We start from the raw sequence: 23,378 nt of genomic DNA, 5'->3' as shown, positions 1-23,378 counted from the left end.
TATTTTTTGATAATCGGCAATGCGTCGCAAAATGACCCTTGCGTCAGCCGGCGAGCATCGGATAGGTGAACAGGCCGAAGTGCAGCAGGTTCAAGCCGAAGTGAGTGGCAATGGCGGCCGCCAGCCCGCCGAATCGGTAGGCCAGGCCATAGCCGATCCCGGCCAGGCCGGCCAGCAGGACCCATTGCCAGCCTGCCCCGGCATGGGCCAGGCCGAAGATCAGCGAAGCCAGGAGCAGGGCAAGGTTTTCGCCATGGCGCAGGTTTTTCAGGCATCGGTTCAGGCCACCCTGGATATAGCCGCGGAACAGTGCCTCCTCGACCAGTGTCACCAGAAGCAGATTGTTCAGCAGCCACAGCCAGGCAGAATCCGGCCACTTCGGTGCCCAAGTGACGACACTCAGCAACAGCGCGCCGCCCAGCGCCAGCACGGCACTCAAGGTCAGGGCCATTGCGGTGGCATACAGCGACAATCGAAGCGAACGGCGGCCGACAATCCACGGACAAACCAGCAATAGCCAGAAGCCGATCAGCGGCTTGTCCAGGTTCAGGTGCATGGCGAATGACGCGGCATCGTCGGTAAAACGCTGGGGATCGATAACACGACCGTTGTAGAAACCGGGTAGCCAATGCGTCGCCAAGGCCAGGGCCAGGACGATGAACAGGCCGTGGCCGAGGTAGCGGACAAAAGGGATCTCGCGCTGGCGAACTGCCGTGCCAGCGACCAGCAACAATGACACCGTGATTGCCGAGAGCCAGCCGAGATGGCCGTAGGTCAGCGCCAGACCGTAGCCGAAGGAAAGCAGGGCCAGAAACGTCCATGGCAGGGCAATCATGTGAAGTCCTTGAGTTGAAGTCTTGCGAACGCCCCTGATGTTCTGTGGGAGCGGGCTTGCTCGCGAAGAGGCCATGACATTCAACACGTGTGTCGACTGATCCAGCGCATTTGCGAGCAAGCCCGCTCCCACATTTGCTCATGTGTCAGGCATGAAAGGGTGAGCATGAGGCGAGCGATTGTACTGGCTGGCGCCCAGACAAAAAACACCGCCCGAAGGCGGTGTTTGTATCAGCGCATGGCTAGGACGCAATCAATTGCCGCAACACGTAATGCAGAATCCCTCCGGACTTGAAGTACTCCACCTCATTGAGCGTATCGATGCGGCACAGCACCTCGACCTTCTCGCGGCTGCCGTCTTCGCGAGTGATGACCAGTGTCAGGTTCATCCGTGGCGTCAGCTCGACACCGCTCAAGCCGAGGATGTCCAGGGTTTCACTGCCGTTCAGGATCAGGCTCTTGCGGTTCTGATCCAGCTTGAACTGCAACGGCAGCACGCCCATGCCCACCAGGTTGGAGCGGTGGATGCGCTCGAAGCTTTCGGCGATGACCGCTTTGACGCCCAGCAGATTGGTGCCTTTGGCCGCCCAGTCGCGGCTCGATCCGGTGCCGTATTCCTGGCCGGCAATCACCACCAGCGGGGTGCCCGATGCCTGATAGCGCATGGCGGCGTCGTAGATCGGCATTTTTTCCCCGGTGGGAATGTAGCGGGTGTTGCCGCCTTCCTCGCCGCCGAGCATTTCGTTGCGAATGCGGATGTTGGCGAAGGTGCCGCGCATCATCACTTCATGGTTGCCGCGCCGCGAACCGTAGGAGTTGAAGTCCCGCGGTTCCACGCCTTTGTCGCGCAGGTATTGCCCTGCCGGGCTGTCCGCCTTGATGTTGCCGGCCGGGGAGATGTGATCAGTGGTCACCGAGTCGCCGAGCAGGGCGAGAATGTTCGCTGCGCTGACATCCTTGACCACGGGCGGCGGGCCGCCGATGTCGTCGAAAAAGGGCGGGTGCTGGATGTAGGTTGAGTCGTCCTGCCAGACATAGGTCGCCGCTTGCGGAACCTCGATCGCCTGCCATTGTTCGTCTCCGGCAAACACTTCGGCGTATTCCTTGTGGAACATGGCAGTGTTGACCTGATTCACCGCGTCGGCGATTTCTTTGCTGCTGGGCCAGATGTCGCGCAGGTAAACCGGTTTGCCGTCCTTGTCTTCGCCCAGCGGCTCGCGGCTGAGGTCGGTGCGTACCGTGCCCGCCAACGCATAGGCGACCACCAGTGGGGGGGAAGCCAGCCAGTTGGTTTTCACCAACGGATGCACCCGGCCTTCGAAGTTGCGATTGCCCGAGAGTACCGATGCCACGGTGAGGTCGGCTTGTTGGATGGCCTTCTCGATGGGCTCCGGCAGCGGTCCGGAGTTGCCGATGCAGGTGGTGCAGCCGTAGCCGACCAGGGCAAAGCCCAATTCATCGAGGTAACGGGTCAGGTCGGCTGCCTTGTAATAGTCGGTGACCACCTTCGAGCCGGGGGCCAGCGAACTCTTCACCCAGGGTTTGCGTTTCAGGCCTTTTTCCACGGCCTTCTTCGCCACCAGTCCGGCCGCCATCATCACGCTCGGGTTGGAGGTATTGGTGCAGGAGGTGATGGCCGCGATGACCACGGCGCCATTTTTCAGGCGATAGGTCTGGCCTTCGTAATGGTAATCCGCCTCTCCGGCGAGATCGGCGTTGCCGACGGCGACGCCACCGCCGCCCTCACTTTCCAGGCGGCCTTCTTCCTTGCTGGTAGGTTTGAATTGCAGGTCGACGAAGTCGCTGAAGGCTTGCGCGACATCCGGCAGCGACACCCGGTCCTGCGGGCGTTTTGGTCCCGCGAGGCTGGCTTCGACACTGCCCATGTCCAGCGCCAGGCTGTCGGTGAACACCGGCTCCTGGCCGGGCAGGCGCCACAGGCCCTGGGCCTTGCTGTAGGCCTCGACCAATTGCACTGTTTCAAGGGGGCGGCCGGACAGGCGCAGGTACTCCAGCGTGACGTCGTCCACCGGGAAGAAACCGCAGGTGGCGCCGTATTCCGGCGCCATGTTGGCGATGGTTGCGCGGTCGGCCAGCGGCAGGTCGGCAAGCCCGTCGCCGTAGAATTCGACGAATTTGCCCACCACGCCTTTCTTGCGCAGCATCTGGGTGACGGTCAGCACCAGGTCGGTGGCGGTGATGCCTTCCTTGAGCTTGCCGGTGAGTTTGAAACCGATGACTTCGGGAATCAGCATCGACACCGGTTGCCCGAGCATCGCCGCTTCCGCCTCGATACCACCGACGCCCCAGCCGAGCACGCCGAGGCCGTTGATCATGGTGGTGTGGGAGTCGGTGCCGACCAGGGTGTCGGGGAAGGCATAGGTGCGGCCGTCCTCGTCCTTGGTCCAGACCGTGCGACCGAGGTATTCAAGATTCACCTGGTGGCAGATCCCGGTGCCCGGCGGCACCACACTGAAGTTGTCAAAGGCACTCTGGCCCCAGCGCAGGAACGCATAACGCTCGCCATTGCGCTGCATTTCAATGTCGACGTTCTGCTCGAAAGCGCTGCTGCTGGCGAACTTGTCGACCATCACCGAGTGGTCGATCACCAGGTCCACCGGCGACAGCGGGTTGATGCGCTGTGGATCGCCACCGGCCTTGGCCATCGCCGCGCGCATGGCGGCCAGGTCGACCACGGCGGGAACGCCGGTGAAATCCTGCATCAGCACCCGCGCCGGGCGGTACTGGATTTCGCGGTCGGAGCGGCGCTCCTTGAGCCACGCGGCCAGTGCCTTGAGGTCGGCGCCGGTGACGGTTTTTTCGTCCTCCCAGCGCAGCAGGTTTTCCAGCAGGACTTTCAACGACATCGGCAACCTGTCCAGCTCGCCCAGGCTCCTGGCAGCGTCGGGCAGGCTGAAGTAGTGGTAGGTCTTGTTGCCGACCTGCAGGGTTTTCAATGTCTTCAGGCTATCGAGGGACGGCATTGCGATCACTCCTTGAAGTCCGCACGGCTACGGACTGAGGGGACGGACAGAGCCTTAAACCTAGCCCTGTTTTCGGTAGCTGGCTAATAACTGGACTCTATGGGTAAGTCCTGGGTTCCGAAGTCGGCTATCATGCGCCGGTTTTCGTGACAGGCTTTGCTTCAGGGCAAGCCTGGGCATCGTGCAGTGGCCGAAATTCATCGCCATTGCCCAGGAGTAAGAATGAACACCCTATTCATGCATTGCCGGCCGGGCTTCGAAGGCGAAGTCTGTTCCGAGATTTCCGACCTCGCCGCGCGCTTGAACGTGGCCGGCTACGCCAAGGCCAAAGCCGCCACCGCTTGCGCCGAATTCGTCTGCACCGAAGAAGACGGCGCCGAGCGCCTGATGCGCGGGCAGCGTTTCGCCGAGCTGATCTTCCCGCGCCAGTGGGCCCGGGGGATTTTCATCGATCTGCCGGAAACCGACCGCATCAGTGTGATCCTAGCCCATATGGCGGACTTTCCGCTGTGCGGCAGCCTGTGGCTGGAAATGGTCGATACCAATGATGGCAAGGAACTGTCGAACTTCTGCAAAAAGTTCGAAGTGCACCTGCGCAAGGCACTGATGGCCGCCGGCAAACTGGTGGAAGACGCGCACAAGCCGCGGTTGTTGCTGACCTTCAAAAGCGGCCGTGAGGTGTTCATGGGGCTGGCCGAGTCGAACAACTCGGCGATGTGGCCAATGGGCATTCCCCGTTTGAAGTTTCCTCGGGAGGCGCCGAGCCGCTCGACCCTGAAGCTGGAAGAGGCCTGGCACCACTTCATCCCGCGCGACCAGTGGGACGAGCGCCTGCACAGCGACATGACCGGCGTCGACCTCGGGGCCGCTCCGGGTGGCTGGACCTGGCAACTGGTCAACCGCGGCATGCTGGTGACCGCCATCGACAACGGCCCGATGGCCGAAAGCCTGATGGACACCGGTCTGGTGCAACACCTGATGGCCGACGGTTTCACCTTCAAGCCCAAGCAGCCGGTGGACTGGATGGTCTGCGACATCGTCGAGAAGCCGGCGCGCAATGCGGCGATGCTGGAAGAGTGGATCGGTGACGGCCATTGCCGCGAGGCGGTGGTCAACCTCAAGCTGCCGATGAAACAGCGCTATGCCGAAGTGAAGCGTCTGCTCGAGCGCATTGCCGAGGGTTTCAAGGCGCGGGGCATCAAGGTCGAGATCGGCTGCAAGCAGCTGTATCACGATCGTGAAGAAGTGACCTGCCATTTGCGCCGGCTGGACGTGAAGAAACCGAAATCCCGTTGATTTTGGCAAGGGCTTTTGTGGCGAGGGAGCTTGCTCCCGCTGGGCTGCGAAGCAGCCCTAAAGTCATCTATTAGCTATTGGTTGTGTCTGACACACCACATATACAGGTTTTGCGTCGGCTTCGCCGCCGAGCGGGAGCAAGCTCCCTCGCCACAAATCCGGCAATGCGCGACAATGTCGGCCAGTTTCAGGAGTGAATCATGAGTGAAATGCTTGATACGCCGGTAGACGGCACCCTCGATGCCACCGGCCTCAACTGCCCCGAGCCGGTGATGATGCTGCACCAGCACATCCGTGACCTGGTGCCCGGCGGCCTGCTCAAGGTCATCGCCACAGACCCGTCGACCCGTCGTGACATTCCCAAGTTCTGTGTGTTTCTCGACCACGAACTGGTGGCGCAGCACGAGGAGGAGGGCACCTACCTCTACTGGATTCGCAAGAAGTCCGGCTGATGACACCCAAAAAAAGACCTGCAAACGCAGGTCTTTTTGTTTGTGCAGTCAGCCCGTCGAGCGGCTGTTACGAATTCGCCGGCGCGCGCTGAGCGTCAGGCGGATCGACAGCATCAGCGCCGCACAGCTCAAGCCGGCAATCAACCCTTCCCACAGCCCGCTCGGGCCGCTGGCCGGACCGAACCAATCGGTCAGTCCCAGCACGTAGCCGACCGGCAGGCCGATGCCCCAATAGGCGAACAAGGTCAGGATCATGGTCACCCGGGTGTCCTGATACCCACGCAACGCGCCCGCGCAAATCACCTGGATGGCATCGGAAAACTGATACAGCGCGGCATACACAATCAACATCGACGCAATCTGGATCACGGCCTTGTCAGGTGTGTAGATCGAGGCGATAGGTTCACGCAGCAGCAGGATCAGGCTCGCCGAGAACGCCGCGAACACCAGTGCCGCGCCGAGCCCGACCTTCGCCGCGAAGCGTGCCTGCCAGGGATTGCCGGCCCCCAGTGCCTGACCGACGCGCACGGTCACCGCCATGCCCAGCGAATAAGGAATCATGAACAGCAACGAGCTGATATTGAGGGCGATCTGATGCCCGGCCACCACGGTCGAGCCGAGACTGCCGATCAACAGCGCGATGACCGCGAAGATGCTGGACTCGGCGAAGACGGCGATACCGATCGGCAGGCCAATGCCGACCAGGCGCTTGATCACGGCCCATTGCGGGCGGTCGAAGCGCACCAGCACCCGGGTGCGGGCATAGAAGGGGGCCCAGAAAGTCCAGCCGGCCATGCTCAACGCCATGAACCACATCACAATGCCGCTGGCCCAGCCACAACCGACGCCGCCCAGGGCCGGTGCGCCGAAATGGCCGTAGATCAAGGCATAGTTCAGCGGGATGTTCAGCAGCAGGCCGCACAAGCCGATGACCATGCTCGGGCGAGTACGCCCCATGCCATCGCTATAGCAGCGCAATACGTAATAGAGCGCCATGCCGGGAAACCCGAGAGCGATCCCGTGCAGGTAACCCATGCTCGGCTCGATCAATTGCGGATCGACTTTCATCCAGTGCAGGATCGGCTCGGCGCCGAGCAGCAGGCCGCTACCGATCAAGCCGACACACAATGCCAGCCACAGCGCCTGGCGTACCAGCGGGCCGATCTCGTCGAACTGCGCGGCACCAAAGCGTTGCGCGACCTTGGGTGTGGTTGCCAGCAGAACGCCGGACATCAACAGGTAGACCGGAATCCAGATCGAGTTGCCCAGGGCCACCGAGGCCAGGTCCCGTGGGCTTACACGGCCGGCCATCACCGCATCGACGAAGCCCATGGCCGTGGTGGCCAGTTGCGCGATCATGATGGGCAGGGCCAGGCCGAGCAGGCCCTTGAGTTCCAGGCGAACGGGTGTCGTTCGCGCGGGAGCAGTGGCGACGGTACTTTCAATAACAGGATTCAATAGCGAAACGTCCAAGAGGTTTTGATGCACAGCCGCGCATTCTACGCGTTGACGCGGCAGTCAGGAAAAGACGCGTGTTATGGATTTGTAATCTCTGTAGGAGCTGCCGCAGGCTGCGATCTTTTGACTTTGTTTTTAAGAGCAAGATCAAAAGATCGCAGCCTCCGGCAGCTCCTACACGGTATGCAGGCTAGGCGTAACGAGGCATCTACGCCTACACTGCCGATCCGCCAAAGGAGCCTGCCATGCTGATTGTTGCCGACGAAAATATCCCCCTGCTCGAGGCCTTCTTTGAAGGCTTCGGTGAAATCCGCCGGGTGCCGGGGCGCGCCATCGACCGTGCCACGGTCGAGCAGGCCGATGTGCTGTTGGTGCGTTCGGTGACCAACGTCAATCGCGCGCTGCTCGAAGGCAGCAAGGTGCGCTTTGTCGGTACGTGCACCATCGGCACCGATCATCTGGACCTGGATTACTTTCAGCAGGCCGGCATCACCTGGTCCAGTGCACCGGGCTGCAATGCCCGCGGCGTGGTCGACTATGTGCTCGGCAGCTTGCTGACCCTGGCCGAAATCGAAGGGGCCGACCTGACCCGGCGTACCTACGGCGTGGTCGGCGCCGGCGAGGTGGGCGGCCGACTGGTCAAGGTCCTGCAGGGCCTGGGCTGGAAGGTGCTGGTGTGCGATCCACCCCGGCAGGCGACTGAAGGCGGTGACTACGTCAGCCTTGAGCAGATCATCGAAGAGTGCGACGTCATCAGCCTGCACACGCCGCTGACCAAGCAGGGGCCGCAATCGACCTGGCATCTGTTCGATGAAAAACGCCTTAACCAGCTCAGGTCCGGTACCTGGCTGATCAATGCCAGTCGAGGACCGGTGGTCAACAACGCGGCACTGCGCGATGTGCTGCTGGAACGCGAAGACCTGCAGGCAGTGCTCGATGTCTGGGAAGGCGAGCCTGAGGTCGACGTGGCGCTGGCCGAGCTGTGCGTGCTGGCCACACCGCACATTGCCGGTTACAGCCTCGACGGCAAGCAGCGGGGCACCGCGCAGATTTATCAGGCGTATTGCGATTTCCTCGGGCAACCGGCCCGCGTCAGCCTGAGCGATTTGCTGCCGGCACCCTGGCTGTCGCACGTGACCCTGAATGCGCAAAGCGACCCGGCCTGGGCCTTGGCGATGCTGTGCCGTGGCGTGTATGACCCGCGTCGTGATGATGCGGATTTCCGTCGCAGCCTTGTCGGCAGTGTCAGCGAGCAGCGTGCGGCATTCGATGTGTTGCGCAAGCAATACCCGTCGCGCCGTGAGATCGACGGGTTGCAGGTGCGGATCGAGGGGGATGCGCCTGAGTTGCAGCGGATTGTGGCGGCGTTGGGGGCGACGGCAATCTGATAGACCGTGGCGGCCCCTTCGCGAGCAAGCCCGCTCCCACAGGGGATTTGTGGTGCATGAAGATCCAGTGTGGGAGCGAGCCTGCTCGCGAAGGGCGCGCCACAGTTCTGGATTGGATCAGCAGGCATAAAAAACCCGGCCAACAATGGGCCGGGTCAAGAAGACGGTGGCTATATCACTCTTGTTCGGCAGGCTTGACCAATCGCTTTTCCAGTTCGCTGCAAGCTTTCTGGATCATTTCTTCAGTGATCGGTACTTCGCGGCCTTGCTCGTCGATAATCGAGCAGCCCAGAGACTGGTCTGGTTGCGTGCGGATCACTTGAATCTTGTCATCGCTGCTGTGTTGCAAGGACATGGCCTGTCTCCTCATCAGGTTGTGCGCTTACTGTAGAACCGCCAGGTGACCGGGCTATGACAACTCCCTGCGATCTTTCCGGGGGGACAGAACCAGTGCAGCAGAAATGCCTTCGCGTGGCTAGCCGAACTTTAGACCAATAGCGTCTAGCCTCTAGTGTTGGTGGACATAATTAACCTGACTCATTGTGATTTGCAGCGAGCCACCCCATTGAGCGGTGTAGGCTGACCCTAATGATTGTCTTGTCCCGGATGTTTGCGATGCTCTCTGCCCGTCACCGCCGTGCTGTTCGCCTGGCGAGTCGTTTCATTGCGCCGTATCGCTGGCAGGCCTTCGGCGCCTTGCTGGCGTTGATCGCCACTGCCGGCATCACCTTGTCCATGGGGCAGGGCATCCGCCTGCTGGTGGACAAGGGGTTCATGACCCAGTCGCCACACCTGCTCAATCAGTCCATTGGCCTGTTCATGTTGCTGGTCGTGGGGCTGGCGATCGGAACCTTTGCACGGTTTTACCTGGTGTCGTGGATCGGCGAGCGCTGCGTTGCCGATATCCGGCGTGATGTGTTCAATCACCTGATTTACCTGCACCCGGGTTTTTACGAAGACAATCGCAGCTCCGAAATCCAGTCCCGCCTGACCGCCGACACCACGCTGCTGCAATCGGTCATCGGCTCTTCGCTGTCGTTGTTCCTGCGCAATCTGTTGATGGTGATCGGCGGGATCGTCCTGTTGTTCATCACCAACCCCAAGCTCACCAGTATCGTGGTAGTGGCCTTGCCCCTGGTGATCGCGCCGATCCTGATCTTCGGCCGTCGGGTGCGTAACCTCTCGCGCCTGAGCCAGGACCGGATTGCCGATATCGGCAGCTATGTTTCCGAAACCCTGGGGCAGATCAAGACCGTGCAGGCCTACAACCATCAGGTCCAGGACGAGCAACGGTTTGCCGTGACCGTGGAGGAGGCGTTCACCACCGCACGCAAGCGCATCTTCCAGCGGGCGTGGCTGATAACCCTGGTGATCGTGTTGGTCCTGGGCGCGGTCGGGGTGATGCTCTGGGTTGGCGGGATGGACGTCATTGCCGGGCGAATTTCCGCCGGTGAGCTGGCGGCGTTCGTGTTCTACAGCCTGATCGTCGGCAGTGCGTTCGGCACCTTGAGCGAGGTGGTCGGTGAATTGCAGCGGGCAGCCGGTGCGGCCGAGCGGATCGCCGAGTTGCTGCGTTCGGAAAACATCATCCTGCCACCGGTCGCAGGCGCGGTGACGCTGCCGGAACGGGTCGAGGGTCGCCTGCAACTGCAAAATGTGCGTTTTTCCTACCCGTCGCGGCCGGAAAGCTATGCCGTCGACGGCCTGAGTCTGACGGTCAATGCCGGTGAGACGCTCGCGCTGGTCGGGCCCTCCGGGGCCGGCAAGTCTACGGTGTATGACTTGCTGCTGCGCTTCTACGACCCGGCCGAGGGGCGCATCCTGCTCGATGAGGTGCCGTTGACTCAACTCGATCCGCTGGATCTGCGCCGCTGCTTCGCCCTGGTGTCACAGACCCCGGCGCTGTTTTTCGGCAGCATTGAAGACAACATTCGCTACGGCAATCCGCAGGCGACGCTGACCGAGGTACAGGATGCGGCAAAGATCGCTTACGCCCATGACTTTATCGAAGCCATGCCCAACGGTTACCAGACTCATCTGGGGGATGGCGGGCTCGGCTTGTCCGGCGGCCAGCGCCAACGCCTGGCCATCGCCCGCGCGTTGCTGGTGGACGCGCCGATCCTGCTCCTGGACGAAGCCACCAGCGCCCTCGATGCCCAGAGTGAGCACCTGATCCAGCAGGCGCTGCCGAGCCTGATGAAGAATCGAACCACCCTGGTGATCGCCCATCGCCTGGCCACGGTTAAAAACGCCGACCGGATCGCAGTGATGGACCAGGGGAAACTGGTGGCGGTAGGAACGCACCAGGAACTGATTGCCAGCAATGCCTTGTATGCACGTCTGGCGGCATTGCAGTTCAGTGACGGCAAGGCTACCGCCGAACTGTAGGAGCTGCCGCAGGCTGCGATCCTTTGATCTTCAAGGCCCCTGACAAAAAAATGCCCGCATCGTTTGATGCGGGCATTTTTTAGAGCAGGATCAAAAGATCGCAGCCTGCGGCAGCTCCTACATAACCGGCATTACCGGTCATTGATCGTCGAAAAACCGCTCATGCCAATCCACGATCGGCTGTGGCGAGTTGAGCTTCTGGCCGTAGATCACCGAGTACGACAACACGTTTTGCACGTACTGGCGGGTTTCGTCGAACGGGATGCTTTCCACCCACACATCGAAACTCAGGTGGTCGGCACCGCGCAGCCATTGGCGCACGCGACCCGGGCCGGCGTTGTAGGCGGCGGAGGCAAGGACGCGGTTGCCGTTGAACTGGCTGTGCACCTGGCTCAGGTAGGCGGCGCCGAGCTGGATGTTTTTGTCCGGATCGAACAGTTGCTGTGGCGAGCTATAGGGAATGCTGAACTTGCGTGCGGTTTCCTTGGCGGTGGCGGGCATCAGTTGCATCAGGCCCGAGGCGCCGACACCGGAACGGGCGTCGTCCATGAATGCACTTTCCTGGCGGGTGATGGCGAACGCCCAGCTCGGATGCAGGCCGCGACTCTTCGCTTCACGCACCAGGGTCTCGCGGTGAGCCATCGGGAAACGGATATCCAGGTCGTCCCAATACTGCGCCTGGCTGATGGTGCGGATCGCCGGGAAGTACCATTTCAGGTCGTAGGCCAGTTTGGCCTGGGCGACCATTTCGTCGCGGCTGAAGTGACGGCTGACGTAGTACCACTCGCGACGGCCATCAACGATCTGCCCTCGGGCATGCAGCTCCAGGGCGCGGCGCACACCGGGGGTGTTGCGCACCTTGTTGATGGTGGCCTGGCTGAGCACCAACGGTTTGTTGAGCAGCGAGTAGGGCGACTGCGAGCGATCGGCGGCGAGGAAGCCATAGAAGTCGCGTTCGCGGGCCAGGTTCTTGTAGAGCGTCTGCGCTTCGGGATTCTGTGGTTGCGCCAGTTCCAGGCTGCGGGCCTGCCAGTAGCGCCAGCGGTTGGTGGTGGCCAGGTCCTGGGGCAGGCGGCGGGTCAATTGATAGGCATCGTCCCAGCGCGCCAGGCGCAGGAGCAGGCGCAGGCGCCATTCGGAAACCGTGTTGTCGCGCAGCTCGGGGTCGTATTTGGTCATGACATCCAGTGCACGGCTGTCGAAACGTCGTGCGAGGGTCAGGCCGATTTCCCGGGCGATCGCCACTTTTTCATCCCGGGAGAAGTGCATGCTGCTGGCGTAGCCGTCGAGCAGGTCCATGGCCTTGTCCGGATCCTGGCGAGCCAGGCGGCGCAGGCCGAGGCTGACCACGTCGGACATGGCTTCATCGGCCGGTGTGAAGCGTGACGGCTGGTTGAGCAGTTCCGGTTTCTGCGCGACGTCCACCAGCAAGCGACCGCGCGGGGCGAGGGTGGTCAAGCCGTTGACCAGGCCGTTGGCCAGCGGGTAGTTGCGCGCCTGGGCGGCGAGTTTGGCGCGCTCCCAGCGTTTTTGCTCGGTCAACTGGCCTTCGGCCGCCCACATGCCGAACAGGGTGTCGCAGGCATCGGGTTGGGATTTGCCGGTCAGCCAGAGTTTTTCCGCGTTGGCGTTACCTTCGGCCTTGAGGTTGTGGCTGAGCTGGTACTGCGCATTCAGGCAGTCCAGTTCGGTGAAGTTCATTTTCGGGTCGTAATACTTGACGAAAGTCGCCCAGTCGCCCCGATCCGCCAGCCAGCGCAACCAGCGCAGTTTCATCCAGTTGGCCTGGGGCAGGTCGCCGTGTTCGGCGAGGAATTTCTCGATTTCGGCGTTGCTCGCGGTTTTCAGGCGCGCGGTCAGTTCGTCGTAGGCCAGGTACGGTTCCAGCGGATAATCGGCGAGGGCCTGGCTGTAACGGAAATACGGGCCGGTATCACCCTTGGCCAGGGCGCGCTTGGCTTCATCGTAATATTGGCGTTGGGTGGACAGGTCCACCGCCTGGGCGGATTGAAACGCTGCGGCTGAAAGTAAAAAGCACGACAAAAGATTGAAAAGGCGACTGCGCATGAGACGTCCAGGCAGAGAAAACATGACAAGTGCGGGTCGGGCCCGCACTGAATTGTCTGTAGCTTAGCCTTTTGCCAGCAGCCGGCGAAAGCTTTGCGGGTCTTCCCGCATCAGTTCGCAACATTTGTCGTTCAGAGTGCTACGAGAGTGAAATTGCCGGCCTTCTGAAGCCTCAAGTCAGGTAGAATGCGCGCCCGGTTTTTGGAGAAGCTCATGACCCTGCTCAAATTCAGCGATGTGTCCCTTGCTTTCGGCGCTATGCCGTTGTTGGACAAGGTGTCCTGGCAGATCGCCCGTGGTGAGCGGGTGTGCATCATCGGCCGCAACGGCACTGGCAAGTCCAGCATGATGAAGCTCGTCAAGGGCGACCAGAAGCCCGATGACGGCTCCGTTTGGCGCGCACCCGGCCTCAAGATCGGCGAATTGCCGCAAGAATTGCCGGTGGCCGACGAGCGGACAGTGTTCGACGTGGTGGCCGAAGGCCTGGACGGCGTCGGTGCGTTGCTCGCCGAGTATCACCACCTGAGCCAGAACATCGTCACCGATGCCGACCTGGACAAGCTGATGCACGTCCAGCACGACCTCGAAGCCCGCGATGGCTGGCGCTTGCAGACACTGGTCGACAGCACCCTGAGCCGCCTGCAACTGCCGGCCGACAAGACCCTCGCCGAGTTGTCCGGCGGCTGGCGTCGTCGCGTCCTGCTGGCCCAGGCCCTGGTGTCCGAGCCGGACCTGCTGCTGCTCGACGAGCCGACCAACCACCTGGACATCGGTGCCATCGCCTGGCTTGAAGAAGCGCTGAAGGATTTCCAGGGCGCCGTGCTGTTCATCACGCACGACCGTTCTTTCCTGCAGAACCTGGCAACCCGGATCCTCGAACTGGATCGTGGCGGCCTGATCGACTGGAACGGCGACTACGCCAGTTTCCTCGTGCACAAGGAAGCCGCTCTGGCGGCCGAAGAAACCGCCAACGCGCTGTTCGACAAGCGCCTGGCCCAGGAAGAAGTGTGGATTCGCCAGGGTATCAAGGCCCGTCGCACCCGTAACGAAGGCCGCGTACGCGCGCTGAAAGCCTTGCGCGTCGAGCGCAGCGAACGTCGCGAGCGGACCGGCAAGGCCAACATCCAGCTGGAAACCGCCGACAAGTCCGGCAAGCAGGTGATGGTTCTCGATAACGTGAGCTTTGCTCACCCGGGCGGTCCGTTCCTGATCAAGGACTTCTCCATGGTGCTGCAGCGCGGCGACCGTATCGGTCTGCTCGGCGCCAACGGTACCGGCAAGACCACGCTGCTGAAGCTGATGCTCAGCGGCTTGCAGCCAACCAGCGGCAAGGTGGAAGAGGGCACCAGGATCGATGTCGCCTACTTCGACCAGTTGCGCCATCAGCTGGATCTGGAAAAGACCGTGATCGACAACGTCGCCGAAGGTCGCGACTTCATCGATATCGACGGCCAGAGCCGCCACGTACTGAGCTACCTAGGCGACTTCCTGTTCAGCCCGCAGCGTGCGCGCACGCCGGTCAAGGCGCTGTCCGGCGGTGAACGTGCCCGTCTGTTGCTGGCCAAGCTGTTCAGCAAGCCGGCGAACCTGCTGGTACTCGACGAACCGACCAACGACCTCGACGTCGAAACCCTCGAATTGCTCGAAGAGGTCCTGCTGACCTTCAACGGCACCGTATTGATGGTCAGTCACGACCGGGCATTCCTCGACAACGTGGTGACCAGCACCCTGGTCTTCGAAGGTGAAGGCAAGGTGCGCGAGTACGTCGGCGGTTATCAGGACTGGCTGCGTCAGGGCGGCTCGCCGCGCCTGCTCGGCGTGACCGAGAGCAAGTCCGGCAAGGCCGACCTGAACTCTGCTGTAGTCAAGGCCGAACCCGCGCCAGTGGCGGCAGTTGTCGAAGCACCAGTGGCAAAGAAGAAGCTCAGCTACAAATTGCAGCGTGAACTGGAAGCGTTGCCTGGCGAGATCGAAGCCATGGAGCAGCAGATCGCTGCCGTTGAAGCGCAGATGGCCGACGCGGGTTTCTACCTGCGCCCGGCTGCCGAGACGGCTGCAGTGATCGCTCAACTGGCGCAGTTGCAGGCTGAACTCGACGTGATGGTCGAGCGCTGGGCCGAACTGGATGCCTGATTGATCCTGCAATAAAAAGCCCGGCGCTCAGAGATGAACGCCGGGCTTTTCATATGCAACGCAGTTCCCTGTAGGAGCGAGCTCGCTCGCGATGGTCGTCAACGATGACGCGGGAAACCTGATGCCCCGCGGCGTTCTCAGGTTCATCGCGAGCGAGCTCGCTCCTACAGGACGGGTGTTGTCAGCTTTTGGTTTGCAGGCGCACCGCAAGCACATCGCAAGGCGCGCCATGCAGCACGTCATTGGCGGTGGAGCCGAGCAGCAGTGCCAGGCCGTGCCGGCCGTGGCTGCCCACCACGATCAGGTCGCAGGTTTGCTCCTTGGCCAGGTGGTGGATTTCCTGGCGTGGCTGGCCATAGGTCAGGTGGCTGTATTCCCTGGAGAGCTCCGGGTATTTGAGGATCAAGCGGTCAAGGCGCTCCTTGGCCTGATCGAACTGCTGCTGTTGCAGTTGTGACAGGTCCATCGGCACGTCGCCGCCGAAGGCCATCGCCATCGGCTCGACAATGTGCACCAGTGACAATTTCGCGCCGTTGCTCACCGACAGCTCGCGAGCGCGGTGGATCACAGGGTCGCACTCTTCGGTCAGATCTACAGCGACCAGAATATGGTTGTAGGGCATGAGGTGCTCCTCCTGAGGATTGCAATATTGGTAAGTATGGCTGGTTTCAAGCGCATTGGTTCCAAAGTGACACAATGGGCTCATCAAGAATCGGGAGTACAGATATGACGGTGTGGATAGTGGTGTCAATCCTGCTGGTGGTACTCAGCCCGCTGGCATGGTTGCGCCCGTCACGTGCCCAGAGTGGGCGCATCGCCCTGCGCATGGAGGCCCGGCGCATTGGGCTGGCCATGCAACTGGCGCCCCAGGAGTGGCCACACTGGCTGAGTCAGGAGCCGCCGAACCCGTGCGCCCAGTACCATCGTCCACGGCGTGGCACTCAGCCAGCATGCTGGAGTTACTGGCAAAAATCACCGGGTATCTGGGTCAATCAATGGCAGGAAACTTGTGAAGATCAGGCGCTGCTCAATCATTTCGAAAAGTTGCCGGGTAATGTCTACAAGGTCGAGGCCGACAAGCAAATCATCGCCTTGTATTGGGGTGAGAAGGGCGAGGCCGAGGTGTTGCAGCACATCGACGCCACCCTCAAGGCGCTCGCCTGAAGCTCCGGTCCATACTCGGATCCCCCTGTAGGAGCTGCCGCAGGCTGCGATCTTTTGACTTTGGTTTTTAAAGGCAAGATCAAAAGATCGCAGCCTGCGGCAGCTCCTACAGGGGCTTGTGTCGCACGCAATAAAAAGCCCGACAAAATCATCGGGCGGGTTGGCCAGGCAGGCCGGTAAATCGGTGTTGGCTGATCTTGCGCTGGGCATTCGCCAAAAGCGTTCACAATTTCCCCTTGGTTCCGCCAGCGTAGCTTGTTAAACACGGGCTGCAGCGAATTAGGGCGCATTTTCTAACAATTGATTCTATGAATGACCCCGCATGCTTCGGCGTGTTTAAGGTCTTCGCAGTACGGATATGACCGGAAAGTCGCGTTTCAACCCGTGTTTCGGGCGATTGACAATTGCCGGAAATTCCGTGAAGGTGACGTACCCAAATCAAACGGGCGTATGAATTGAGCGTTTGTATTTCAGACCGCTCCTACAGAATCCCGACTATCGCGTTGGCGGGTGTGCCGGGGGAATGGGCGTAGCATCGACGATTAACGTCCCTGCCAAGCCATTCGCCTGCGTCCGACGTGTACTGTTCAGCTTCCATATCGTGGAGATCAGTTGATGATTTACGAAGGTAAAGCCATCACGGTTAAGGCTCTTGAAAGTGGCATCGTCGAACTGAAGTTCGACCTCAAGGGTGAGTCCGTCAACAAGTTCAACCGTCTAACCCTGAACGAACTGCGTCAGGCCGTAGACACCATCAAGGCAGATGCTTCGATCAAGGGCGTGATCGTCAGCAGTGGCAAGGACGTGTTCATCGTCGGCGCCGACATCACCGAATTTGTCGACAACTTCAAGCTGCCGGATGCAGAGCTTGTTGCTGGCAACCTCGAAGCCAACAAGATTTTCAGCGATTTCGAAGACCTCAACGTTCCAACCGTTGCCGCGATCAATGGCATCGCGCTGGGTGGCGGTCTGGAAATGTGCCTGGCGGCGGACTACCGCATCATGTCCACCAAGGCGAAGATCGGCCTGCCGGAAGTCAAGCTGGGCATCTACCCGGGGTTCGGCGGTACCGTTCGTCTGCCGCGTCTGATCGGTGCCGACAACGCCATCGAGTGGATTGCCGCCGGCAAGGAAAACCGTCCTGAAGACGCGCTGAAAGTTGGCGCTGTCGATGCAGTGGTTGCTCCAGAGAAGCTGCAAGAGGCTTCGCTGGAACTGATCAAACGCGCCATCTCCGGCGAGTTCGACTACAAGGCCAAGCGCCAGCCGAAGCTGGAAAAACTGAAGCTGAACGCCATCGAGCAAATGATGGCTTTCGAAACCGCCAAGGGTTTCGTGGCAGGCCAGGCTGGCCCGAACTACCCGGCGCCGGTTGAAGCGATCAAGACCATTCAGAAAGCCGCGAACTTCGGTCGCGACAAGGCCCTGGAAATTGAAGCTGCAGGTTTCGTCAAACTGGCCAAGACCTCTGCCGCGCAGAGCCTGATCGGTCTGTTCCTGAATGACCAGGAACTGAAGAAAAAGGCCAAGGCCTACGACGAAATCGCCAAGGACGTGAAGCAGGCCGCCGTACTGGGCGCCGGCATCATGGGTGGCGGTATCGCCTATCAGTCGGCTTCCAAAGGCACGCCGATCCTGATGAAGGACATCAACGAGCACGGCATCGAGCAGGGTCTGGCCGAAGCCGCCAAACTGCTGGTTGGCCGCGTTGATAAAGGTCGCATGACCGCCGCGAAAATGGCTGAAGTGCTCAACGGCATTCGTCCGACCTTGTCCTACGGTGATTTCGGTCACGTGGACCTGGTGGTGGAAGCGGTCGTCGAGAACCCGAAGGTCAAGCAAGCCGTACTGGCTGAAGTTGAAGACCAGGTCAAAGAGGACACCATCCTCGCGTCCAACACCTCGACCATTTCCATCACCTTGCTGGCCAAGGCCCTCAAGCGTCCGGAAAACTTCGTCGGCATGCACTTCTTCAACCCGGTGCACATGATGCCGCTGGTGGAAGTGATCCGTGGCGAGAAGTCCAGCGAGCTGGCTGTTGCCACCACCGTTGCCTACGCCAAGAAAATGGGCAAGAACCCGATCGTCGTCAACGACTGCCCGGGCTTCCTGGTCAACCGCGTGCTGTTCCCGTACTTCGGCGGTTTCGCCAAGCTGGTCAGCGCCGGTGTGGACTTCGTCCGTATCGACAAGATCATGGAAAAATTCGGCTGGCCTATGGGCCCGGCCTACCTGATGGACGTGGTCGGCATCGACACAGGCCACCACGGCCGTGACGTGATGGCTGAAGGCTTCCCGGACCGCATGAAGGACGACCGTCGCTCGGCCGTCGACGTACTCTACGAAGCCAAGCGCCTGGGCCAGAAGAACGGCAAGGGCTTCTACGCCTACGAGACCGACAAGAAGGGCAAGCAGAAGAAAGTCGCCGACCCGTCGGTACTGGAAGTGCTCAAGCCGATCGTTTACGAGCAGCGCGAAGTCACTGACGAAGACATCATCAACTGGATGATGATCCCGCTGTGCCTGGAAACCGTGCGTTGCCTGGAAGACGGTATCGTCGAAACCGCTGCCGAAGCCGACATGGGGCTGGTCTACGGCATTGGTTTCCCTCCATTCCGTGGCGGTGCGCTGCGTTACATCGATTCGATCGGTGTGGCAGAGTTCGTTGCCCTGGCTGACCAGTACGCTGATTTGGGCGCGCTGTACCACCCGACCGCGAAGCTGCGCGAAATGGCCAAGAACGGCCAGAGCTTCTTCGGTTAAGCGCCCCCAACTAGAGTGAGAGTGAACTTATGAGCTTGAATCCTAGAGACGTCGTGATTGTCGACTTCGGTCGTACTCCGATGGGCCGCTCCAAGGGCGGCATGCACCGCAACACCCGCGCCGAAGACATGTCGGCGCACCTGATCAGCAAACTGCTGGAACGCAACGTCAAGGTCGACCCGAACGAAGTCGAAGACGTGATCTGGGGCTGTGTGAACCAGACCCTGGAGCAGGGCTGGAACATCGCGCGCATGGCGTCGCTGATGACCCAGATCCCGCACACCTCGGCCGGCCAGACCGTCAGCCGTCTGTGCGGCTCGTCCATGAGCGCTCTGCACACTGCTGCGCAAGCGATCATGACCGGCAACGGTGACGTGTTCGTCGTTGGTGGCGTCGAGCATATGGGCCACGTGAGCATGATGCACGGTGTCGATCCGAACCCGCACATGTCGCTGTACGCGGCGAAAGCCTCGGGCATGATGGGCCTGACCGCAGAAATGCTGGGCAAAATGCACGGCATTACCCGCGAGCAGCAAGATGCTTTCGGCATGCGTTCCCACCAACTCGCCCACAAGGCGACCGTGGAAGGCAAATTCAAAGACGAAATCATCCCGATGCAGGGCTATGACGAGAATGGTTTCCTGAAAACCTTCGACTACGACGAAACCATTCGTCCGGAAACCACCCTGGAAAGCCTGGCGGCTCTCAAGCCAGCGTTCAATCCGAAGGGTGGCACCGTGACAGCGGGTACTTCGTCGCAGATCACTGATGGTGCTTCGTGCATGATCGTAATGTCGGCGCAGCGCGCACAGGACCTGGGCATCCAGCCTATGGCGGTGATTCGCTCGATGGCGGTGGCAGGTGTGGATCCGGCAATCATGGGCTATGGTCCAGTACCGGCCACACAAAAAGCACTGAAGCGCGCGGGTCTTGGTATCTCCGACATCGACTTCTTCGAGCTCAACGAAGCTTTCGCCGCACAGGCCCTGCCAGTGCTGAAAGATCTGAAAGTGCTCGACAAGATGAACGAGAAGGTTAACCTGCACGGCGGCGCGATCGCCCTGGGTCACCCATTCGGTTGCTCCGGTGCGCGTATCTCCGGCACTTTGCTCAATGTGATGAAGCAGAATGGCGGTACCTTCGGGGTAGCCACCATGTGCATTGGTCTCGGCCAAGGCATCTCCACCGTCTTCGAGCGCGTTTAAGCGTCTCGTTGATGGAAGCCGGGGCCAAGTGCCCCGGTTTTTGTTTTTCCGGATTTATTTTGTTTTTATTTTGAAAAAATTTGAGTGAGGGCCAAAGCATGCCGATACAACCAGGGCTCTACCAACATTACAAAGGTCCGCAGTACCGCGTATTCAGTGTTGCGCGGCATTCGGAAACCGAAGAAGAAGTGGTCTTCTATCAAGCCCTGTATGGCGATTACGGCTTTTGGGTGCGTCCCTTGAGCATGTTCCTGGAGTCCGTCGAAGTTGACGGCGAACAGGTGCCACGCTTTGCTTTGGTGCAGGCCGAAGAAAGCCTTTTTACCAAGCCATAAGCTGAGTGCGCGCAATACCCTGCGCTTGACCTCACCTTGTAGCCACTATATATAGCGGTGCCGCGTCAGGCGCCAATCGCCTTTCACTTCTCGAATTCAGGAATTTTCTGATCCATGGGCAAATCGCTGGTCATTGTGGAATCCCCGGCTAAGGCCAAGACCATCAACAAGTATTTGGGCAACGAATACGTGGTGAAGTCGAGTATCGGCCATATCCGAGACCTGCCCACCAGCGGTTCGGCTAGCGCCAACAAAGAGCCAGCCGCCAAGCGCGGCAAGGCTGCTGCGGGTGAAGCGCCGGCACTGTCGCCTAAAGAAAAAGCGCGCAAGCAGCTGGTCGCGCGTATGGGTGTCGATCCTGATCATGGCTGGAAAGCCAAGTACGAGATCCTCCCGGGCAAGGAAAAAGTCATCGAAGAGCTGCGCCGGCTCGCCAAGGATGCTGACACCATCTATCTCGCAACCGACTTGGACCGCGAGGGGGAAGCCATTGCCTGGCACCTGCGCGAAGCCATTGGTGGTGACGACAGCCGCTACAAGCGCGTGGTGTTCAACGAAATCACCAAGAAGGCGATCCAGGAAGCTTTCTCCCAGCCGGGCGAGCTGGATATCGACCGCGTCAACGCCCAGCAGGCCCGTCGCTTCCTCGACCGCGTCGTGGGCTACATGGTCTCGCCACTGCTGTGGGCCAAGATCGCTCGCGGTCTGTCCGCCGGTCGCGTGCAGTCGGTTGCCGTGAAGCTGGTGGTTGAGCGCGAGCGAGAAATCCGCGCGTTCATCCCGGAAGAGTACTGGGAAGTGCACGCCGACCTCGGCACCGCAAAAGGCGCGACCGTGCGTTTTGACGTGGCCCGCGAGAAAGGCGAAGCCTTCAAGCCGCTCAACGAAGCCCAGGCCATGGCCGCGCTGGAGAAGCTCAAGGCTTCCAGCTACAGCATCGTCAAGCGCGAAGACAAACCGACCAGCAGCAAGCCGTCGGCGCCGTTCATCACCTCCACCCTGCAGCAGGCCGCGAGCAATCGCTTGGGCTTCGGGGTGAAGAAAACCATGATGATGGCCCAGCGTCTGTACGAAGCCGGCTACATCACTTACATGCGTACCGACTCGACCAACCTCTCGGTTGATGCCGTGGCGATGGCGCGTACTTATATTGAAGGCGAGTTCGGCAAGAAGTACCTGCCGGAAACCCCGAACGTCTACAGCAGCAAGGAAGGCGCACAAGAGGCTCACGAAGCGATTCGTCCCTCCGACGCCAATACCGAGCCAAGCAAGCTGTCGGGCATGGAGCGTGACGCTGAACGCCTCTACGAGCTGATCTGGCGCCAGTTCCTGGCTTGCCAGATGCTGCCGGCGCAATACCTGTCGACGACCGTCACTGTGGGCGCTGGCGACTTCGAGCTGCGTGCCAAGGGTCGTATCCTGAAGTTCGACGGTTACACCCGCGTCATGCCGCAAATCGCCAAGCCAGGCGACGACGATGTGCTGCCGGACATGGCCCAGGGCGACGCGATGAAGCTGATCAAGCTTGATCCGACCCAGCACTTCACCAAGCCGCCGGCGCGTTACTCGGAAGCCAGCCTGGTCAAGGAAATGGAAAAACGCGGCATCGGTCGTCCTTCGACCTACGCAGCGATCATTTCGACCATTCAGGACCGTGGTTACGTGGCGTTGCACAACCGTCGCTTCTACTCGGAAAAGATGGGCGACATCGTCACCGAGCGCCTGGCCGAGAGCTTCTCGAACCTGATGGACTACGGTTTCACCGCCGGCATGGAAGAACATCTCGATGACGTGGCTCAGGGCGAGCGCGACTGGAAAAACGTGCTCGACGAGTTCTACGGTGACTTCAAGAAGAAGCTCGAAGTAGCCGAAAGCCCGGAAAACGGCATGCGTGCCAACCAGCCGGTGATGACTGACATTCCGTGCACGACCTGCGGTCGTCCGATGCAGATTCGTACTGCGTCGACCGGTGTGTTCCTCGGTTGCTCGGGCTACAGCCTGCCGCCGAAAGAGCGCTGCAAGGCCACCGTCAACCTGGTGCCGGGCGACGAAATCGCCGCGGACGACGAAGGTGAGTCGGAGTCGCTGGTATTGCGTGGCAAGCATCGCTGCCCGATCTGCAGCACGGCGATGGATGCCTACCTGCTGGACGAGAAGCGCAAGCTGCACATCTGCGGTAACAACCCGGATTGCGACGGCTACGAAATCGAAGAGGGCACCTATCGCATCAAGGGCTATGAAGGTCCGAGCCTGGAATGCGACAAGTGCGGCAGCGAGATGCAGCTCAAGACCGGCCGTTTCGGCAAGTTCTTCGGTTGCACCAACGCGACCTGCAAGAACACCCGCAAACTGCTGAAGAGCGGTGATGCGGCGCCGCCGAAGATGGACCCGGTGAAGATGCCTGAGCTGAAATGCGAAAAGGTCAACGACACCTATATCCTGCGCGACGGAGCATCCGGCCTGTTCCTGGCGGCCAGCCAGTTCCCGAAAAACCGTGAGACGCGTGCTCCGCTGGTTATCGAGATCGTGCCGCACAAGGATGAGATCGATCCGAAGTATCACTTCCTCTGCGAAGCGCCGAAGAAAGATCCGGACGGCCTCCCGGCGGTGATTCGTTACAGCCGCAAGACCAAGGAACAGTACGTGCAGACCGAAGTTGACGGTAAGCCGACTGGCTGGAAAGCGTTCTACGACGGCGGCAAATGGACGGTTGAAGACAAGCGCCCGGCTGCGAAGGCTTGAAACTGTAGGAGCGAGCTTGCTCGCGATGGTCGTCAACGATGACGCGGGCCTTCAGGATGCCCGCGTTGCTCTCAGGTCCATCGTCGGAACGCCGCCCGGAGCAAGCTCGCTCCTACAAAAGGCGCATGGGACTGCGAAGGCGTAGAATCGCAAGACCCCTGTAGGAGCG

Annotated in this window: 16 protein-coding genes; 10 read left to right on the top strand and 6 right to left on the bottom strand. The window is 60.6% G+C overall.

What is annotated here, in order from left to right; translation table 11 throughout:
- Positions 1-43 precede the first annotated feature (43 nt).
- Both KW846_RS04615 and acnA read right to left on the bottom strand, forming a co-directional pair.
- Positions 44-835, bottom strand: coding sequence for a CPBP family intramembrane glutamic endopeptidase (locus KW846_RS04615; RefSeq protein WP_218481480.1), 792 nt, complete (start codon positions 833-835; stop codon positions 44-46).
- A gap of 241 nt (positions 836-1,076) precedes the next feature.
- Positions 1,077-3,818: an aconitate hydratase AcnA gene (gene acnA, locus KW846_RS04610; protein WP_218481479.1), complete on the bottom strand. Its 2,742-nt coding sequence runs from the start codon at positions 3,816-3,818 to the stop codon at positions 1,077-1,079.
- 222 nt (positions 3,819-4,040) lie between these two features.
- Between acnA and rlmM the strand changes: the two genes are divergently transcribed.
- Positions 4,041-5,114, top strand: a complete 1,074-nt coding sequence (gene rlmM, locus KW846_RS04605) for a 23S rRNA (cytidine(2498)-2'-O)-methyltransferase RlmM (protein WP_007974072.1) — start codon at positions 4,041-4,043, stop codon at positions 5,112-5,114.
- A 200-nt stretch (positions 5,115-5,314) separates the two neighbouring features.
- Entirely contained in the window at positions 5,315-5,566 is a 252-nt protein-coding gene (tusA, locus tag KW846_RS04600) for a sulfurtransferase TusA (RefSeq protein WP_007974070.1), read from the top strand.
- Positions 5,567-5,614: 48 nt separating this feature from the next.
- Here the strand turns inward: tusA and KW846_RS04595 are convergent, their stop codons facing one another.
- Positions 5,615-7,024 carry an MATE family efflux transporter gene (locus tag KW846_RS04595; RefSeq protein WP_218481478.1) on the bottom strand — a complete coding sequence of 470 codons (1,410 nt, stop codon included), beginning with the start codon at positions 7,022-7,024 and terminating at the stop codon, positions 5,615-5,617.
- Positions 7,025-7,269: 245 nt separating this feature from the next.
- Here KW846_RS04595 and pdxB point away from each other — a divergent pair, with 245 nt between their 5' ends.
- Positions 7,270-8,412, top strand: coding sequence for a 4-phosphoerythronate dehydrogenase PdxB (gene pdxB / locus KW846_RS04590; protein WP_218481477.1), 1,143 nt, complete (start codon positions 7,270-7,272; stop codon positions 8,410-8,412).
- A gap of 175 nt (positions 8,413-8,587) precedes the next feature.
- Here the strand turns inward: pdxB and KW846_RS04585 are convergent, their stop codons facing one another.
- Entirely contained in the window at positions 8,588-8,767 is a 180-nt protein-coding gene (locus KW846_RS04585; protein WP_007974065.1) for a PA1571 family protein, read from the bottom strand.
- 251 nt (positions 8,768-9,018) lie between these two features.
- Here KW846_RS04585 and KW846_RS04580 point away from each other — a divergent pair, with 251 nt between their 5' ends.
- Positions 9,019-10,800 carry an ABC transporter transmembrane domain-containing protein gene (locus tag KW846_RS04580; RefSeq protein WP_218481673.1) on the top strand — a complete coding sequence of 594 codons (1,782 nt, stop codon included), beginning with the start codon at positions 9,019-9,021 and terminating at the stop codon, positions 10,798-10,800.
- Between the two features lie 138 nt (positions 10,801-10,938).
- Here KW846_RS04580 and KW846_RS04575 read toward each other — a convergent pair whose 3' ends face one another.
- Positions 10,939-12,867, bottom strand: coding sequence for a transglycosylase SLT domain-containing protein (locus KW846_RS04575; protein WP_218481476.1), 1,929 nt, complete (start codon positions 12,865-12,867; stop codon positions 10,939-10,941).
- Positions 12,868-13,080: 213 nt separating this feature from the next.
- Here KW846_RS04575 and KW846_RS04570 point away from each other — a divergent pair, with 213 nt between their 5' ends.
- Positions 13,081-15,000, top strand: coding sequence for an ATP-binding cassette domain-containing protein (locus KW846_RS04570; RefSeq protein WP_218481475.1), 1,920 nt, complete (start codon positions 13,081-13,083; stop codon positions 14,998-15,000).
- A 181-nt stretch (positions 15,001-15,181) separates the two neighbouring features.
- Here KW846_RS04570 and KW846_RS04565 read toward each other — a convergent pair whose 3' ends face one another.
- Positions 15,182-15,622 (bottom strand): universal stress protein, encoded by a 441-nt coding sequence (locus tag KW846_RS04565; protein ID WP_007974054.1) that lies wholly within the window; start codon positions 15,620-15,622, stop codon positions 15,182-15,184.
- A gap of 104 nt (positions 15,623-15,726) precedes the next feature.
- Between KW846_RS04565 and KW846_RS04560 the strand changes: the two genes are divergently transcribed.
- The 5 genes from KW846_RS04560 (at position 15,727) to topA (ending at position 23,209) form a co-directional block, all read left to right on the top strand.
- Entirely contained in the window at positions 15,727-16,164 is a 438-nt protein-coding gene (locus KW846_RS04560; protein ID WP_218481474.1) for a hypothetical protein, read from the top strand.
- A 615-nt stretch (positions 16,165-16,779) separates the two neighbouring features.
- Positions 16,780-18,927, top strand: a complete 2,148-nt coding sequence (gene fadB / locus KW846_RS04555) for a fatty acid oxidation complex subunit alpha FadB (RefSeq protein WP_218481473.1) — start codon at positions 16,780-16,782, stop codon at positions 18,925-18,927.
- Positions 18,928-18,956: 29 nt separating this feature from the next.
- Positions 18,957-20,132, top strand: a complete 1,176-nt coding sequence (gene fadA, locus KW846_RS04550) for an acetyl-CoA C-acyltransferase FadA (protein WP_095965237.1) — start codon at positions 18,957-18,959, stop codon at positions 20,130-20,132.
- A 98-nt stretch (positions 20,133-20,230) separates the two neighbouring features.
- Positions 20,231-20,467, top strand: a complete 237-nt coding sequence (locus KW846_RS04545; protein WP_007986363.1) for a DUF1653 domain-containing protein — start codon at positions 20,231-20,233, stop codon at positions 20,465-20,467.
- 114 nt (positions 20,468-20,581) lie between these two features.
- Positions 20,582-23,209 carry a type I DNA topoisomerase gene (gene topA / locus KW846_RS04540; protein WP_218481472.1) on the top strand — a complete coding sequence of 876 codons (2,628 nt, stop codon included), beginning with the start codon at positions 20,582-20,584 and terminating at the stop codon, positions 23,207-23,209.
- Positions 23,210-23,378: the final 169 nt, after the last annotated feature.

The organism is Pseudomonas sp. PDM32 (genome assembly GCF_019219225.1).
In the GTDB taxonomy this organism is placed as follows: Bacteria; Pseudomonadota; Gammaproteobacteria; order Pseudomonadales; family Pseudomonadaceae; genus Aquipseudomonas; species Aquipseudomonas laurylsulfatiphila.
This window is presented reverse-complemented; position numbering and strand designations above follow the sequence as displayed.